This is a genomic window from Streptomyces sp. NPDC050121, from assembly GCF_044460385.1.
GTDB classification, from domain to species: Bacteria; Actinomycetota; Actinomycetes; order Streptomycetales; family Streptomycetaceae; genus Streptomyces; species Streptomyces soliscabiei.
The window spans coordinates 472201-489184 of sequence record NZ_JBITJV010000002.1; the positions used below are offsets into that span (position 1 = coordinate 472201).

The 16984-nt window shown below is 71.0% G+C and carries 12 protein-coding genes; 2 read left to right on the forward strand and 10 right to left on the reverse strand.

The features are described from left to right. Positions 1–13: 13 nt before the first annotated feature. The 9 genes from ACIBTS_RS04545 to ACIBTS_RS04585 all read right to left on the reverse strand — a co-directional run bounded on the left by ACIBTS_RS04545 (position 14) and on the right by ACIBTS_RS04585 (position 11512). Positions 14–1543, reverse strand: a complete 1530-nt coding sequence (locus ACIBTS_RS04545) for an NCS1 family nucleobase:cation symporter-1 (RefSeq protein ID WP_399316526.1) — start codon at positions 1541–1543, stop codon at positions 14–16. Positions 1544–1677: 134 nt separating this feature from the next. Beyond that, positions 1678–2697, reverse strand: a complete 1020-nt coding sequence (locus tag ACIBTS_RS04550) for a TIGR03842 family LLM class F420-dependent oxidoreductase (protein ID WP_079658649.1) — start codon at positions 2695–2697, stop codon at positions 1678–1680. Between the two features lie 12 nt (positions 2698–2709). Further along, a complete protein-coding gene (hydA, locus tag ACIBTS_RS04555) occupies positions 2710–4113 on the reverse strand; it encodes a dihydropyrimidinase (protein ID WP_319674646.1) in 1404 nt (467 codons plus the stop codon). A gap of 121 nt (positions 4114–4234) precedes the next feature. Continuing rightward, positions 4235–5077 carry a nitrilase-related carbon-nitrogen hydrolase gene (locus tag ACIBTS_RS04560; protein ID WP_399316528.1) on the reverse strand — a complete coding sequence of 281 codons (843 nt, stop codon included), beginning with the start codon at positions 5075–5077 and terminating at the stop codon, positions 4235–4237. A gap of 181 nt (positions 5078–5258) precedes the next feature. Then, on the reverse strand, positions 5259–6842 hold the full coding sequence (locus ACIBTS_RS04565) for a PucR family transcriptional regulator (RefSeq protein ID WP_399316529.1): 1584 nt from the start codon (positions 6840–6842) through the stop codon (positions 5259–5261). Between the two features lie 29 nt (positions 6843–6871). Then, positions 6872–8155: an aspartate aminotransferase family protein gene (locus ACIBTS_RS04570; protein WP_399316531.1), complete on the reverse strand. Its 1284-nt coding sequence runs from the start codon at positions 8153–8155 to the stop codon at positions 6872–6874. Continuing rightward, positions 8152–8994: a nitrilase-related carbon-nitrogen hydrolase gene (locus tag ACIBTS_RS04575; protein ID WP_399316532.1), complete on the reverse strand. Its 843-nt coding sequence runs from the start codon at positions 8992–8994 to the stop codon at positions 8152–8154. The genes ACIBTS_RS04570 and ACIBTS_RS04575 overlap by 4 nt, the downstream gene beginning before the upstream one ends. Positions 8995–9181: 187 nt before the next feature. Continuing rightward, positions 9182–11116, reverse strand: a complete 1935-nt coding sequence (locus ACIBTS_RS04580) for a hypothetical protein (RefSeq protein ID WP_399316534.1) — start codon at positions 11114–11116, stop codon at positions 9182–9184. Between the two features lie 144 nt (positions 11117–11260). Beyond that, complete coding sequence (locus ACIBTS_RS04585) at positions 11261–11512, reverse strand: helix-turn-helix domain-containing protein (protein WP_399316535.1); 252 nt, start codon at positions 11510–11512, stop codon at positions 11261–11263. 32 nt (positions 11513–11544) lie between these two features. Between ACIBTS_RS04585 and map the strand changes: the two genes are divergently transcribed. Further along, complete coding sequence (map, locus tag ACIBTS_RS04590) at positions 11545–12315, forward strand: type I methionyl aminopeptidase (RefSeq protein ID WP_079658657.1); 771 nt, start codon at positions 11545–11547, stop codon at positions 12313–12315. 165 nt (positions 12316–12480) lie between these two features. Further along, complete coding sequence (locus tag ACIBTS_RS04595) at positions 12481–15030, forward strand: ATP-dependent Clp protease ATP-binding subunit (protein WP_399316537.1); 2550 nt, start codon at positions 12481–12483, stop codon at positions 15028–15030. A 10-nt stretch (positions 15031–15040) separates the two neighbouring features. Here ACIBTS_RS04595 and ggt read toward each other — a convergent pair whose 3' ends face one another. Beyond that, positions 15041–16852: a gamma-glutamyltransferase gene (gene ggt / locus ACIBTS_RS04600; RefSeq protein ID WP_399316539.1), complete on the reverse strand. Its 1812-nt coding sequence runs from the start codon at positions 16850–16852 to the stop codon at positions 15041–15043. Between the last annotated feature and the right edge of the window lie 132 nt (positions 16853–16984).

Consider the following 16984-nt stretch of genomic DNA (forward strand, 5'->3'; position numbering starts at 1 on the left):
GTGCCGTCGGCCGTCAGGCGGTGAGTTCCTCCTGCCGTCCGCGCGTCAGCATCAGCGCCAGGTACAGCACCGTCGAGGTGCCGAGCCCGACCGCCCAGCCATAGTCGGCGAGGGATTCCAGTGCCGGGATGGGCCGCCCGTCGAACAGGGGCTTGAAGCTGGCGCCGCCGATCGCGAGGACGCCGCCGGCCGCGAAGGCCACCACGGCCCGCCAGTTCCAGCCGCCGTCGTACCAGTAGCGGCCGCCGGTGCGGTACAGGTCGGTCAGGTCGAGCTTGCCGCGGCGCAGGATCCAGTAGTCGGCGATGAGGATGCCGGCGACCGTGCCCAGCAGTCCGCCGACCAGACCGAGCCAGGTGAAGATGTAGCCCTGCGGGTCGGAGTACAGCTTCCACGGGAAGATCAGCACGCCGAGTACGCAGGTGGCGAGGGCGCCGGTACGGAAACTGATTTTCCTCGGCGCGATGTTGGAGAAGTCGAAGGCCGGCGAGACCAGGTTGGCCGCGATGTTCACGGACAGCGTCGCCACCAGCACGGTCACCAGCGCGAACAGCAGCCCGAAGACGTTGTCCGTCTTCGCGGCGAGCTGTACCGGGTCCCAGATCGTCTCGCCGTAGACGGCCTGGGACCCGGAGGTGACCATGACCGACAGCAGGGCGAAGAGCGTCATGGTCGTGGGAAGACCGAGGGCCTGACCCCACGTCTGCGCTCTCTGCGACTTTCCGTAGCGGGTGAAGTCCGGGATGTTCAGCGACAGCGTCGACCAGAAACCGATCATGCCCATCAGGGACGGCCAGAAGAGTTTCCAGAAGTCGCCGCCCCAGCCGAGCTTGGAGGGCTGGTCCAGCAGCGGACCGAAACCGCCTGCTTTGTTGCTCATCCAGATCAGCATCACCAGCGCGCCGACCAGGACGAAGGGCGCCGCCCAGTTCTCGAAACGGCGGATCGTCTCCATGCCCCGGTAGATGATCGCGACCTGGATCACCCAGAACACCGCGAACGACAGCCACATCGTCCAGGCGTAGCCGCCGATCTTCCCGGCGTCGCTCCAGCCGTTGCCGATCAGTTTCCCGGCGAGGAAGTAGATCGCCTCGCCGCCGATCCAGGTCTGGATGCCGAACCAACCGCAGGCCACCAACGCCCGCACGACAGCGGGGAGGTTGGCGCCGCGGATACCGAAGGAGGCGCGGGCGAAGACCGGGAAGGGGATGCCGTACTTCGGTCCCGCGTGCCCGGTGAGCAGCATCGGGACCAGCACGATGAGGTTGGCCAGCGCGATGGTGAACACCGCCTGCTTCCAGTCCATGCCTACGGCGATCAGACCGGAGGCGAGCGTCCACGACGCCGTGTTGTGGGCCATGCCGACCCACAGCGCGGAGAAGTTGTACGTGGTCCAGGTGCGCTTCTCCACGGGAACCGGAAGCAGGTCCTCGTTGGCGTAGGGGCCGCTGGGCGGCGGTGAGCCCGGGGCGAGCTCGACGCGTCCGTCGGGACGGGTGACTTGGTCGGCCATGGGTATGGCCGTGGGAGCGGTGTCGGTCATGGGCAGGCCAATCAAACGAGGGGCGGATCCGGAAAGGCCGTGCGGGATCTCCGGCCCCCTCCTCCGGGAATGCCGCAGGAGGGGAGAACTGGAGTGGGGGGCTGGGGAGTCGAGCGGGGTGATCCGGGCAGGGATCAGCCGTTGACGGCCGGGATCACCGTCGTCCCGTACGCGTCGATGACCTTCTCCTGCGCGTCGTGCATGTCGTAGACGGCGAACTGGTCGACGCCCAGCTCGCGCAGGGCGTTCAGCTTCTCGATGTGCTTCTCGACGGGCCCGATGAGGCAGAACCGGTCGACGATCTCGTCGGGCACGAACTCGGTGTCGGGGTTGTCGCTGCGCCCGTGGTGCGAGTAGTCGTACCCTTGACGTGCCTTGATGTAGTCGGTGAGCTCCTCGGGGACCTGGGAGGAGTGCTCGCCGTACTTGGACACCAGGTCGGCGACGTGGTTGCCGACCATGCCGCCGAACCACCGGCACTGGTCGCGGGCGTGGGCGAGTGCCTCGGGCGAGTCGTCCTCGGTGACGTACGCGGGGGCGGCGACACAGATCTTCACCTCGGACGGGTCGCGTCCGGCGGCGACGGCCGCGTCCTTGACGGCCTTCACCATGTACTCGGTGAGGTACAGGTCGGCGAGCTGGAGGATGAAGCCGTCGGCCTCCTCGCCGGTCATCTTCAGCGCCTTGGGTCCGTACGCGGCCATCCAGACGGGGAGCCGGGCGTCCTCCTTGATCCAGGGGAACCTGACGACCGTGCCGCCGAGGTCGGCCTCCCGGCCCGAGCCGAGCGCCCGGATGACCTTCATGGCCTCGCTGATCCGGGCGAGGGTGTTCGGGGTGCGGCCGGCGACGCGCATCGCGGAGTCGCCGCGGCCGATGCCGCAGACCGTGCGGTTGCCGAACATGTCGTTGAGTGTGGCGAAGGTGGAGGCGGTGACCTCCCACGTGCGGGTGCCGGGGTTCGTCACCATCGGGCCGACCGTCAACGTGCTGGTGTTGGCCAGGATCTGGCTGTAGATCACAAAGGGTTCCTGCCAGAGCACCGCGGAGTCGAAGGTCCAGCCGTAGGTGAAACCGCTGCGCTCGGCGCGCTGCATCAGGCTGACGACCTTCGAGGCCGGCGGGTCGGTCTGCAGGACGAGTCCGAAGTCCATGGTGCGCTGCTCCTAGTTGAGGTACTGACAGGTGGAGCGCGGGGTGTAGACGCCGTGCCCGGCGTGTCCGGTGTACTCCCGCTCGGTGATGACGAGTTCGCCGCGCGAGAGGACCGTCTCGACACGGCCGGTGAGGCGCTTGCCCTCGTATGCCGAGTAGTCGACGTTCATGTGGTGCGTCTCGGCGGAGACGGTCTGCTCGGCGTGCGGGTCGTAGATGACGACATCGGCGTCGGCCCCCGGCGCGATGGTGCCCTTCTTCGGGTACATGCCGAACATCCGGGCCGGGGTGGCACAGGCGATCTCGATCCAGCGGCGGCGGCTGATGTGGCCGTCGACGACGGCCTGGTGGAGCAGGTCCATGCGGTTCTCGACGCCCGGCAGCCCGTTGGGGATCTTCGAGAAGTCGCCCCGGCCGAGCTCCTTCTGGCCCACGAAGCAGAAGGGGCAGTGGTCCGTCGACACCACCTGGAGGTCGTTGGTCCGCAGGCCCTGCCACAGCTTGGCCTGGTGCTCCTTCGGCCGCAGCGGGGTGCTGCACACATACTTCGAACCCTCGAAGTCGGGCTCCGCGAGGTTGTCGGTCGACAGGAACAGGTACTGCGGGCAGGTCTCACCGAAGACGTTCAGCCCCTCGTCGCGTGCCCTGGCGAGTTCCGCGACCGCTTCCATCGCCGATACGTGCACCACGTACAGCGGAGCGCCCGCGACCTGCGCGAGTTTGATGGCGCGGTGGGTGGCCTCGGCCTCCAGCAGCGCCTTGCGCACTTCGCCGTGGTACCGCGGATCCGTCTCGCCGCGCGCCAGCGCCTGCTCGACCAGGACGTCGATGGCGATACCGTTTTCCGCGTGCATCATGATCAGTCCGCCGTTCTCGGCGGAGCGCTGCATGGCGCGCAGGATCTGGCCGTCGTCGCTGTAGAAGACGCCGGGGTAGGCCATGAACTGCTTGAAGGACGTGACGCCCTCCTCCACCAGCAGGTCCATCTCCTTGAGCGTGTCCTGGTTCACGTCGGAGACGATCATGTGGAAGGCGTAGTCGATCGCGCAGGTGCCCTCCGCCTTGGCGTGCCAGGCGTCCAGGCCCTCGCGCAGGGTGTGGCCGACGCTCTGCACGGCGAAGTCGACGATGGTCGTCGTACCGCCCCAGGCGGCCGCCCGGGTTCCGGTCTCGAAGGTGTCGGAGGCGAAGGTGCCGCCGAACGGCAGCTCCATGTGGGTGTGGGCGTCGACCCCGCCCGGGATCACGTACTTCCCGGTGGCGTCGATGACGCGCTCGGCGCTCCAGGCCTCGGCGGCCGCAGTGCCGGAGGCGGCGAGGGCGGCGATACGGCCGTCCTCGATCAGGACGTCGGCGTGGATCTCGTCGGACGCGGTGATGACAAGGCCACCCCGGATGACGGTACGGCTGCTCATACTCCCTCTCCTGCCGTGCTCAACACTGGTGTGCGGGTCGGTCGGCGCCGCCGGTCGGGCCCCCGTGCACCGGACCGGCGGCGACCGCTGCGACCGCGGCCGCGCGGGCGGCCGCGGCCGGCTACGGAGCGGTGAGCGGCGGGTAGGCGTCGGGGCGGCGGTCCCGGTAGAACTGCCAGCGGTCGCGCACCTCGCGCAACTTGGCCATGTCGAGATCGCGGACGACGAGTTCGCTCTCCTTGTCGCTCGCCACCTCGCCGACGAACTGGGCCTCCGGGTCCACGAAGTACGAGGTCCCGTAGAAGTCGTTGTCGCCGAGTTCCTCGACGCCGACCCGGTTGATCGCGCCCACGAAGTACTCGTTGGCGACGGCCGCCGCCGGCTGCTCCAGCTGCCACAGATACGCGGACAGGCCCCGTGAGGTGGCCGAGGGGTTGAAGACGATCTCCGCGCCCGCCAGCCCCAGCGCGCGCCAGCCCTCCGGGAAGTGGCGGTCGTAGCAGATGTAGACGCCGATCTTTCCGACGGCCGTGTCGAACACCGGCCAGCCCACGTTCCCCGGGCGGAAGTAGAACTTCTCCCAGAAACCGTTGACCTGCGGGATGTGGTGCTTGCGGTACTTGCCGAGGTACGAGCCGTCCGCGTCGATCACGGCGGCAGTGTTGTAGAGGACCCCGGGCTGCTCCTCCTCGTACATCGGCAGCACCAGCACGATGCCGTGCTCCCGGGCGAGCGCCTGGAAACGCTCGACGATGGGGCCGTCGGGGATCTGCTCGGCGTACTCGTAGAACTGCGGGTCCTGGACCTGGCAGAAGTACGGTCCGTAGAACAGCTCCTGGAAACACAGGACCTGAGCACCCTGGGCGGCCGCGTCGCGCACCGCCTGCTCGTGGACCTGGATCATCGATTCCTTGTCGCCGGTCCAGGCCGTCTGGAAAATCGCGGCACGGATCACTGTGCTCATCGGGACCTCCGGTCGCTCGGTGTGCGAGGAGCCTAGAAAGGCCGGAAGGCCCATTTGAGTTGCACCGTGTCACGTCTGCGGGCGTCCGGCGTGCCAGCGTGTCACGTCTTGGTCGCCCCATGTTTCACCGCCGTTTTCCCAGGTCGTTTCATGTTTCCGGGTGGTTGCCGCCGCCCGCGGGTCAGCCCTGTTGAGCGTCGTGCGCGAGAAGCGCGATGTGCACCGAGGCGGCCTGTTCGAAGTCGTCCAGGTCCACGCCCAGCCGGCCCTCTATCGCCTCCAGCCGCCGGTACAGCGCGGGCCGGGAGACATGATGGAGCTGGGCGGTGCGGGACTTGTTGCGGCCGGTGGCCAGATAGGTCCGCAGCACGGCGAGCAGGTCCTCGCCCGCCGCGCACAGCAGCCCGTCGAGCTCTCGCTCGGCGAAGGACTGCACATGCGGGTCGTCCCGCAGCAGCCGGACCAGGCCCCGCAGATGGACGTCCTTGAGGCGGACGACGGCCGGGAGGTCGAGGGCGGCCGAGGAGTCGGCCACGGCGTCGGCGACGTGCTGGGCCTCGCGCAGTCCGGCGGGCACGTCCTCCCAGACGGTGCGCGGGTCGGCGGCCGCGACGACCCTGCGGGCCTGACCCGACTCCGTCCGCAGCCGGGCGGCGAAGCGCGCGGCCAGTGCGTCGGCGTCCTGGTCGCGGGCGAGGCTGAGCAGCACCGCCGTCGCCCCGTCCGCGAGCTCGGCGACCAGGCCCGGCATCCCCAACAGCCGTAGTGTCCGGTCAAGTTCGGCCGGGTCCCCGTCCCGCACGACCAGCGGGACGAAGGTGCGCCGGTTGACGGGGAGTCCGGCCGCGCGGGCCCGGGGCAGCAGCTGCCGGGCCGGTACGACGCCGGAGATCAGGTCGGTGAGCAGGCTCTGCGCGGACTGCTCCTCCCAGGTGTGGGCGGAGGCGCCGCCGAGCATGCGGTGCAGGACGAGGGCCTCGGCGGCCCGGTCGGCGAGCAGTCGTCCGCCCGCGGTGTCGCCGCGGTGCCCGCAGAGCATGATCTGCCCCCACCGTTCGCCGCGTCCGCCGAGCTCGGCGCGGATCCAGCCGTCGCCCTCGCTGCCGCCGGCCTGCCGGGCGATGCGCTCCCAGTCCCGCAGCACGTCGTCGACCGCCGACCGCTCCCCCGCCGTCGCCAGCACCCGGTGGGCGAGGTTGGTGACGACGACGGGGCAGGCCGCGTGCTGGGCGATCTCGTCGAGCAGCAGTTGCAGCGGGGCACCCGCGGTGATCAGTGCGGTGAGCGCGGTCCGTACGGCCTCCGACAGGCTGACGGCGGCGAACTTGCGCCGGACCAGACGGGACTGGACCTCCTCCGTCAACTCGGCGAAGGGGAAGGGCCGATGGAGCACGATCATGGGCAGCCCGCACCGCTCGGCAGCCCGCCGCATCACGTCCGGCGGGGTGGGAAAGGCGCGGCCGAGGCCCAGCACCACGGCCGCGGCCTCCGCCCGGTGCAGGGACCGGACGTACTCGGTCTGCGCGCTCTCGTCGCCGGCCAGCAGCACGCCGGTGGTGAGGACCATCTCGCCGCCGCTGAGCATCACGCCCACGTCCGCCGCCTCGGCGACGTGCACCCAGCGCACCGGCCGGTCGAGCTGCGCCGCGCCGGCGACCACCTCGGGCTCGCCGGCCAACACCCGTTCCAGGGCCAGGACCTGACGGACCGACAGGGCGGGTTCCAGGGGCTCTACGGGGCCCCAGGGCTCCGAGGTGATGGTCATGGCGATGTGTTCCCTTGCTCAGGCCGGCACTACTGCGTGGTCCTCAGCGCGCTTTCGAGGATCGCGGCGCCCTCCTCGGCCTCCGCCACGGTCAGGGACAGCGGCGGGGCGATGCGCAGGGCGCTGGTGTTGTGGCCGCCTCCCTTGCCCAGCAGCAGCCCGTCGGCGCGGGCCGCCTCCAGCACGGCGGACGCCCGGTCCGGGTCGGCCAGGCCGGTGCCGGGCCTGGTCAGTTCGACGCCGATCATCAGCCCGCGCCCGCGCACCTCCCGTACTCCGGGGTCTTGGGAGGCGACGGCGCGCAGCCGCTCGATGAGCAGCCCGCCGACCCGCCGGGCGTTGCCCTGGAGGTCGTGTTCCAGCAGGTAGCCGAGGTTGGCGAGGCCGGCCGCCATGGTGACCTGGGTGCCGCCGAACGTGGAGATGCTGTTGGCGTCCAGGCAGTTCATGATCTCGGAGCGGGCGATGACACCGCCGATGGACATGCCGTTGCCGATGCCCTTGGCGAAGGTGACGATGTCCGGCGGACCGCTCTGCCCATGCGCCTGCCAGCCCCAGAAGTGCTCACCGGTGCGTCCCCAGCCGGTCTGCACCTCGTCGGCGATCCACAGGATGCCGGATGCGTTCAGCACGTCACGGAATGCCGCGTACAGGCCGTCGGGCGGCGAGGTGAAGCCTCCGACGCCCTGGATCGGCTCGGCGATCAGGGCCGCGGGCGGGCGGGTGTGCCCGAGCAGGTCCTTCAGGTCCTCGACGCAGGCGTCGATGAACTCGGCGTCGTCGAGGTCGGCGAAGGGGCCGCGGGTGCGCACCCCGCCGTGCACGTACAGCGTCTGCAGCGGGGACAGCGAGGTCGGGGACCAGCCGCGGTTGCCGGTGATGCCGACCGCGCTGAAGGAACGGCCGTGGTAGCTGTTGCGCATCGCCAGGACGGTGTTGCTGCGCCGGTATGTGGTGGCGAGCAGCAGCGCCGTTTCGTTGGCCTCGGTGCCGGAGGTGGTGAAGAAGACCCGGGCGTCGGGGATGCCGCTGACGTGGGCGATGCGCTCGGCGAGCTCGACCATGGGCCGGTTGAGGTAGAGCGTGGACGAATGGACGATCCGCCCGGCCTGCTCGCTCACCGCTTTCGTCACCTCGGGCAGCGCGTGCGCGGTCATCGTGGTGAGGATGCCGCCGAAGAAGTCGAGGTACTTGTTTCCGTCGGCGTCCCAGACGTGGCGGCCCTCGCCGTGGGTGATCTCCAGCGGGTTGTCGTAGTAGAGGGCGAGCCAGTCCGGCAGGACGCTTCGATGGCGGGCGTGGAGGTCGCTCACGGCTGCACCAGTCCTTCGTAGGCGTCGGGACGGCGGTCGCGGTAGAAGGCCCACTGCTGGCGGACCTGCTCGACCAGGTCGAAGTCGAGGTCGCGGACGAGGAGTTGCTCGTCCTTGTCGCTGGCGACGTCACCGACGAACTGCCCGCGCGGGTCGACGAAGTACGAGGTCCCGTAGAAGTCGTTGTCGCCGTACTCCTCGACGCCGACCCGGTTGATCGCGGCGACGAAGTACTCGTTGGCGACCGCGGCCGCCGGCTGCTCCAGCTGCCAGAGGTGGGCGGACAGACCGCGGTGGGTGGCCGACGGGTTGTAGACCAACTGTGCTCCCTTCAGGCCGAGTTGCCGCCAGCCCTCCGGGAAGTGACGGTCGTAGCAGATATAGACGCCGACCTTGCCGACGGCCGTGTCGAAGACGGGCCAGCCGATGTTGCCCGGCCTGAAGTAGTACTTCTCCCAGAAACCCTTCACCTGCGGAATGTGGTGTTTGCGGTACTTTCCGAGGTACGAGCCGTCGGCGTCGATCACGGCGGCGGTGTTGTAGTAGAAACCGGACTGCTCCACCTCGAAGACCGGCACCACGACCACCATGCCCGTCTCGCGCGCGAGGTCCTGCATACGACGCACGGTCGGCCCGTCGGGGACCGGCTCGGCCCAGCGGTAGTGCTCCGGCTCCTGGACCTGACAGAAGTAGGGAGCGTTGAACACCTCCTGGAACCCGATGACCTTCGCACCCTGCCGGGCCGCCTCGCGGGCGTGCTCCTCGTGTTTCGCCACCATGGACTCGGTGTCGCCGGTCCAGGTGGCCTGGACCAGAGCGGCACGTACGACGTTGGCCATGAGCTGCTCCTTCGACGGGACGGCAGAGCGTCTACGCGCGTGTACGCCGACCGTAGAGGGCGAAGGTCCCGCCGGGAAGGATGCCCGCCCACTCGGTCGAGTGAACTGCATTGAATGCCCCGCAAGAAACAAGCGTGAGCGGATTTCTTTACCTCGGTGTAAACCGGGCCGGCCGGGTGCGGCCCGGTCAGGCGGTGAAGCCCGCGACCCGCAGGGCGTGCACGAGGTCCCAGCGGCGCTCCTCCGAGACGGTCCGGGCCGCCTCCAGCAGGAGCGGGACGAGCGTCTGCGGGTCCGGGGCGACGCTGCGGGCGGCCTCCTCGGGGGTACGGACATGGACGTACGCGTCGAGCAGCGCGCGGGCCTCCCGGCGCCTGCCCTCCGCGACCAGGCCCAGCACGGACTGCCCGATCTCGGCGGCCGGCCGGGCGACGCCCTGCCGCAGGATCTGCTCGCCGTCGGCCGTGCGCCCCACGGCGGCCAGGGCGTCGGCCGCCGCGACGAGCCGGTCGGCGGGCAGGGACGCGGCCTCCCAGAGCAGGGTGGTCCAGTCGGCGGTGAGTCCGGCGCGCTGCAGTTCGGCCGCGAGCAGCGGGATGCGGGCGGCCGGCCAGTAGGCGAGCTCGACCAGCAGGGCGTGCGCCTCGCCGCTGCGGCCGTCGCCGCGCAGCCGCACCAACCGCTCCACCACCTCGACGGTCTCCCGCCGGGCCACCGCGTCCAGCGGCTCACGCTGCGGCTCGGACGGAGGCTCGACCTTCTCGGCGGCCCCGGCGAAGCGGGCGCCACGCGGGGTGCGGCCCGCGGGCGCGGCAGGCGCGGGCGCCACCGGCTCGGCGACGGGCGGTACGACGGGAACGCCGGCGTCCTCCTCCTCGGCGAGCCCGGCGAAGCGGGCGCTGCCACGACGCCGCTTGCGCTGCTTGGGCACGGGCGCCGGTGCGGGAGCGGGAGCGGGGGTCTCCTCGGCGGGGGCCGTCGGAGCCCCGGCATCGTATGCGTCGACCGTGGCGCCCGCAGCGCCCGCGGCGGACTCGGCACCGCGATACCCGGCCCGCGTGTCATATGCGTCGCCCCCGGAACCGCCCGCAGCCTCAGCGCCGCGAAAGCCGCCCCCGGCGTCGTCGTACGCCCCGACCGCAGAACCCGCCGCCGATTCCACACCGCGATGCCCCGCCCGAGCGTCGTACGCGCCGACCCCAGCGCCCGCCGCAGGCCCGGCGGCACGGAACCCGGACCGGGCGTCATACACGTCGACCGCAGCACCGCCCACGGGCTCCGCAGCCCGGTACCCGGCCCCGGCATCGTATGCATCGACCACAGCACCCGCCGCAGGCTCGGCGGCACGGAACCGGGACCCGGGGTCATACACGTCGGACGCAGCACCCGCCGCCGATGCCGCGTCGCCATGCCCCGCCCGCCCGGCGTACGCGTCGGCCGTGGAACCTGCCGCAGGCTCGGCGGCACGGAAGCCGGACCGGGGGTCGTACGCGGCGGCAGTGGGACCCGCCGCCGATTCCGCGTCGCGATGCCTCGCCCGGGCGGCGTATGTGTCGGTCGTGGGGGTGGTGGGGCGGGTGTTGTGGGTTGGATCGGTGGTGGGGACGGAGGCCGGGAGGCGGTCCAACTCTGCCATCCGGTAACGGAGTTCGGCGCAACGGGCGGTGGCTCGTTCGTGGTCGTCGTGGGCCCAGGCGAGGTCGAGGCGGATGGCGTCGGCCTGGTCGTGGGTGGCCGCCGAGGCGAGCCGGCGGCTCAGGTCGGCCAGCCGTTCCGCGGCGTAGCGCTGTTCGCGGAGCATCACGTCGAGCCGGTCCCCGAGGGCGTCGCGGCCGCCGGGCCGGGCGTCGTGGGCGGCGAGCGCGGCGGCGTGCAGGGGCCGTACCCGTTCCGCCTCCTGTACGGCGACGTCGGTGCCGTACTCGGCGGCGAGGTCCTGGAGCAGCGCCTCCACCACGTCCCAGGGCGGCACCTCACGTCCGTCGAGGCAGGCCTGCATGCCGTCGGGATCGCGCTGCCAGAACACCGCGCACCAGCCGGCGCCCTGATCCAGGCGCGCCAGCAGTGCACTCAGGTGGCTCGCGAACTCCCGCACCCCGCCCGGGAGTTGATGCACATCCATCGCTCGACTCCCGCCCGGCCGGAACACTTGCGGTTCGTAGAAAACACCAGTCGTGTTACAGCGGGGCTACGGCAAGTTTTCGAAGCGGACGCGACGGCGTCGTTTGCGCGATCTTGACCCATGCCCGACGGCGGGCGCCGGGGGTCATACCGGGGCGAGCGCGCACAGCCCCGCCAGTTCGTCCATCGACAGGCCGAGCACCCGGGCGAGCGCGGCGACGGTGAAGAACGCCGGGGTGGGCGCGCGGCCGGTCTCGATCTTGCGGAGGGTCTCGGCGGAGATGCCCGCGCTCGCCGCGATCTCGGTCATGCGCCGGCCGCCGCGCGCCTCGCGCAGCAACCGCCCGAGCCGCTCGCCGCGTTCGCGCTCTTCCGGAGTGAGGGGGTTACGCACCATGCCGTCATTCTAATACCGGTATAGTAATTGGCATGGTGGAGCTGAAGACAGACACATCGATCGATGCCATGTACGAGGCGGGACAGGTCGTCGCACGGGCTCTTACGGCCGTGCGCAAGGCCGCCGACGTGGGCGTTTCCCTGCTGGAGCTGGACGAGCTGGCGCATGAGACGCTGCGGGAGGCGGGGGCGACATCACCGTTCCTCGGCTACCGACCGTCCTTCGCCCCGACGCCCTTCCCGGGGGTGATCTGCGCATCCGTGAACGACGCGATCGTGCACGGCGTCCCCACCCGCTACCGGCTGCGCGACGGCGATCTGCTCTCCGTCGACTTCGGCGCCGAGCTGAACGGCTGGGTCGGCGACTCCGCGATCAGCTTCACCGTCGGAAGGGCGCGCCCGGCGGACGTCCGGCTGATCGAGACGGCCGAGCGCGCTCTCGCGGCGGGCATCGAGGCGGCGGTCGTCGGCAACCGCGTCGGCGACATCGCGCACGCGATCGGCACGGTGTGCCGGGCGGGGGGCTACGGCATCATGGACGACTTCGGCGGCCACGGCGTGGGCCGCCACATGCACGAGGACCCGGCGATCCCCAACGAGGGCCGCCCGCACCGCGGCCTCCCGCTGCGTCACGGCATGGTCATCGCGATCGAACCGATGCTGATCGCCGGCGGCGGGGACGACTATCACGCGGCCCCGGACGGCTGGACCCTGCGAACGAACGACGGCTCAAGAGCGGCCCACACCGAACACACCGTGGCGATCACGGAGGCCGGCCCGAGAGTCCTGACCGAGAGGCTGTAGCGCAGCCGGCGGTACACCGGGGCACGGGGCCGTCAGGCACCCAGGACATGCCACGCAAAAGGGAACGTGCCATGGTGGTCTACGGGCCCTGCCCAACCACACAGGTGTAGCGCCGCACGGCGAGGGCACCCGCGTCCGAACGGTACCTCGATCGAACGGAACGCCATGACCAGCGGCTTCACCAGCCCGGAGGGCTACGGCGACCCCTTCGGTGAATTCCTGGCCCGCTTCTTCGGCGGGCCCCGCCCCGGCCCCCGCCAGATCAACATCGGCCAGCTCCTCAGCCGGCCGGCGAGGGAGCTCGTGCGCGGCGCGGCCCAGTACGCCGTCGAGCACGGCAGCCGCGACCTGGACACCGAGCACCTGCTGCGCGCGGCCCTCTCCGCGGAGCCGACGCGCAGTCTGCTCAGCCGGGCGGGCGCCGACCCCGACTCCCTCGCGACGGAGATCGACGAGCGCTCGGGCCCGGTCCAGCACCCCCCGGGCGAGGCGCCGCCGCCCACCTCGCTGGCCCTGACCCCGGCCGCGAAGCGTGCCCTGCTGGACGCCCACGACCTGGCCCGTTCCCGCGGCGCGGGGCACATCGGCCCGGAGCATGTGCTCAGCGCCCTCGCCGCGAACCCGGACTCGGCGGCCGGGCACATCCTCAACGCGGCCCGCTTCGCCGCCGCCGGTCTGCCGCCCGAGCCCCCGGACGCCGCCCAGGCGACCCGCACCGCGGACCGGCAGCGGTCCACCGACACGCCCACGCTCGACAAGTACGGCCGTGATCTGACCGAGCTGGCCCGCGAGGGCCGGATCGACCCGGTGATCGGCCGGGACGACGAGATCGAACAGACCATCGAGGTGCTCTCGCGGCGCGGCAAGAACAACCCGGTGCTGATCGGCGACGCGGGCGTCGGCAAGACCGCCATCGTGGAGGGGCTGGCCCAGCGGATCGCGGAGGGCGACGTGCCGGACACCCTCGTCGCGCGGCGCGTGGTCGCCCTGGACCTGACGGGCGTGGTCGCGGGAACGCGTTACCGCGGCGATTTCGAGGAGCGGCTGAACACCATCGTCGACGAGATCCGCGCGCACTCCGACCGGCTGATCGTCTTCATCGACGAACTGCACACGGTCGTCGGCGCGGGCGGAGGCGGCGAGGGCGGGTCGATGGACGCCGGAAACATCCTCAAGCCGGCCCTGGCCCGCGGCGAACTGCACATCGTGGGCGCGACGACACTGGAGGAGTTCCGGCGGATCGAGAAGGACGCGGCGCTGGCCCGCCGTTTCCAGCCGATCCTCGTCCCGGAGCCGTCCGTCGCGGACGCGCTGGAGATCCTGCGCGGACTGCGCGACCGCTACGAGGCCCACCACCAGGTCCGCTACACCGACGAGGCGCTCGTCGCGGCCGTGGAGCTGTCCGACCGCTATCTCACCGAGCGCAGGCTGCCCGACAAGGCGATCGACCTGATCGACCAGGCCGGCGCCCGGGTGCGCCTCGGCGCCCGAACGAAGGGCACTGACGTACGGGCCATGGAGCGCGAGGTCGAGCAGCTCGCCCGCGACAAGGACCAGGCGGCCGCGGACGAACAGTACGAGCAGGCCACCCAACTACGGGACCGTATCGTCGAGTTGAAGCAGCGCATCGCGGACGCCAGCGGTGAGGACGCGGCCGACGAGGGCTGTGATCTGAAGGTCACCGCGGAGGCCGTCGCCGAGGTGGTGTCCCGGCAGACCGGCATCCCGGTCGCCAGCCTCACCCAGGAGGAGAAGGACCGACTGCTCGCCCTGGAGGAGCATCTGCACGAGCGGGTCGTCGGCCAGCAGGAGGCCGTACGGGTCGTCGCGGACGCGGTGCTGCGCTCACGCGCCGGGCTCGCGAGCCCGGACCGGCCGATCGGCAGCTTCCTCTTCCTCGGCCCGACCGGCGTCGGCAAGACGGAACTGGCCCGCGCGCTCGCCGAGGCGTTGTTCGGCAGCGAGGAGCGCATGGTCCGGCTCGACATGAGCGAGTACCAGGAGCGGCACACCGTCAGCCGTCTGGTGGGCGCCCCGCCCGGCTATGTCGGCCACGAGGAGGCCGGGCAGCTGACGGAGGTCGTCCGCCGTCATCCGTACTCGCTGCTTCTGCTCGACGAGGTGGAGAAGGCGCACCCGGACGTCTTCAACATCCTGCTGCAGGTCCTCGACGACGGCCGGCTCACCGACTCCCAGGGCCGCACGGTGGACTTCACCAACACGGTGATCGTGATGACCAGCAACCTGGGCTCGGAGGCGATCACCCGGCGCGGCGCCGGCATCGGCTTCGGGTCGGGCGGCACGGACGCCGACGAGGAGGCGCGGCGCGAGCAGATCCTGCGTCCGCTGCGCGAGCACTTCCGGCCGGAGTTCCTCAACCGGATCGACGAGATCGTCGTCTTCCGGCAGCTCACGAGTGAGCAACTGCGGCAGATCACCGACCTGTTGCTGGAGAGGACGCGTCGGCTGGTGCATGCCCAGGGCATCACGGTCGAGTTCGGCGGCGCGGCCGTCGACTGGCTCGCCGAGCGCGGCTACCAGCCCGAGTACGGTGCCCGGCCGTTGCGCCGCACCATCCAGCGCGAGGTCGACAACGAGCTCTCGCGGCTGTTGCTGGACGGGCGGGTCAAGGAGGGCGACCGGGTGCGGGTGGAGGTCGAGGACGGGCGGCTCGCGTTCCGCACGCCGCCGCCCGTCCCCACCGCCGAACTCTGAACTCCGGCCACTACGGCGCCGGGTGCACCACCTGCGCGGAGCCGCCGCCGCGCCGTACGGTCTCGGCGGCGGCCAGCCACTTGCCGTTCGGCAGCCGTTGCACGCCCGTCGCGGCACCGATCTCGGGGTTGGGCTTGAAGGAGTGGCCAAGGGCCTCCAGCCGGGCCCGCAGGCTGTCCGGGCCGGCGTCGTTGTAGAGCGCGGGCTCCAACTCCGTCTGCGCGGCGTTGCGTTGGCTGGCGCGCGGGGCGGCGATCGCGTCGACGAGCGGCAGACGGCGGTCGAGGAACTCGGTCAGGGTCTGCAGCACGGTGGTGATGATGGTCGCGCCGCCGGGCGAACCCAGCGCCACCACAGGGTTGTTGTGCCGGTCCAGCACGATCGTGGGTGAGATCGACGACCGCGGCCGCTTGCCCGGCCCCGGCAGGTTCGGGTCGTGGACGGCCGGGTTGGCGGGCGCGAAGGAGAAGTCCGTCAGCTCGTTGTTGAGGATGAAGCCGCGGCCGGGGACGGTGATGGCGCTGCCGCCGGTCTGCTCGATGGTGAGCGTGTAGGAGACGACGTTGCCCCACTTGTCGGCGACGGTCAGGTGCGTGGTGTTCTCGCCCTCGTACGTCGTCGGCGCCGCCGTGCCGCCGGTGTTGCAGCGGGCCGGGTTGCGTGGGTCGCCAGGTGCCACAGGACTGGTCAGGACCGCGTCGTCCTTGATGAGGCAGGCGCGGGAGTCGGCATACTTCTGCGACAGCAGTTGCTTCGTGGGCACGTCCTCGAAGGCGGGGTCGCCGACCCAGCGTCCCCGGTCGGCGAAGGCGATCCTGCTCGCCTCGATGAAGTGGTGCAGATACTGCACCTCGCTCGCCTTGGAAAGGTCTGTCTTCTCAAGGATGTTGAGGGCCTCGCCGACCGTTGTGCCGCCCGAGGACGACGGGGCGATGGAGTAGACGCCCAGTCCGCGGTACGAAGTCCTCGTCGGCGCCTGGGATTTGGCGCGGTAGGCCGCGAGATCCCTGGCGGTCAGGTCGCCGGGCCGGGCGTTCCAGCTCGAACCCGGGTCCACGGGAGGGTGGTTGACGGTGTTGACGATGTCCTTGCCGAGGTCGCCCCGGTAGATCGCGTCGACGCCCTTCCTGCCGAGCTCCTCGTAGGTCTTCGCGAGGTCGGGGTTCTTGAACATGGAGCCCACGACGGGGAGCCCGCCACCCGGCAGGAACAGCTTCGCCGTGTCGGGGAAGTAGCGGAAGCGGGTCTCGTTGGCGGCGGTCTGGCTGCGGAAGGTGTCGTCGACGGTGAAGCCGTCGCGGGCGATGCGCTCGGCGGGCTTCAGGACCGTGCCGAGCCGTTCGCTGCCCCACTTGCCCAGTGCCGTCGCCCAGGTGGCCGGCGTGCCCGGCGTGCCGACGCTGAGGCCGCTGCTGACGGCGTCCGCGAAGGCGAGCGGCTTGCCGTTCTCCAGGAAGAGACCGGAGTCCGCCGTCAGCGGCGCGGTCTCGCGGCCGTCGATGGTGTGCACCGTGCGGGACTTGGCGTCGTAGTAGACGAAGTAGCCGCCTCCGCCGATGCCGGAGGAGTAGGGCTCGGTGACGCCGAGGGCGGCGGCGGTGGCGACGGCCGCGTCGACGGCGTTGCCGCCCTTCCTCAGTATCTCGATACCGGCCGCGGAGGCGTCCGCGTCGACGCTGGCCACGGCGCCGCCGTAGCCGACGGCGACGGGTGCCTTCTCAACCGCCGTTCTCTGTGCGGCGGGTGGCGCTGCCGCCCCCACCGTGACCACGGCGGCCGAGACCGCCAGGACCGACAGTTTCCGCGGGACAGGGCGACGCATCCGTACCTCCAGTCCAGGACCGTCCGCGCAGCGTAACCACATTCGCGGGGGCCTGACAGCCTCCTTCCGGGCACTGTCATACGACTGCCACACCTCGAACACGGGTACGTACCGGTCATGCTCGCCCGCTAC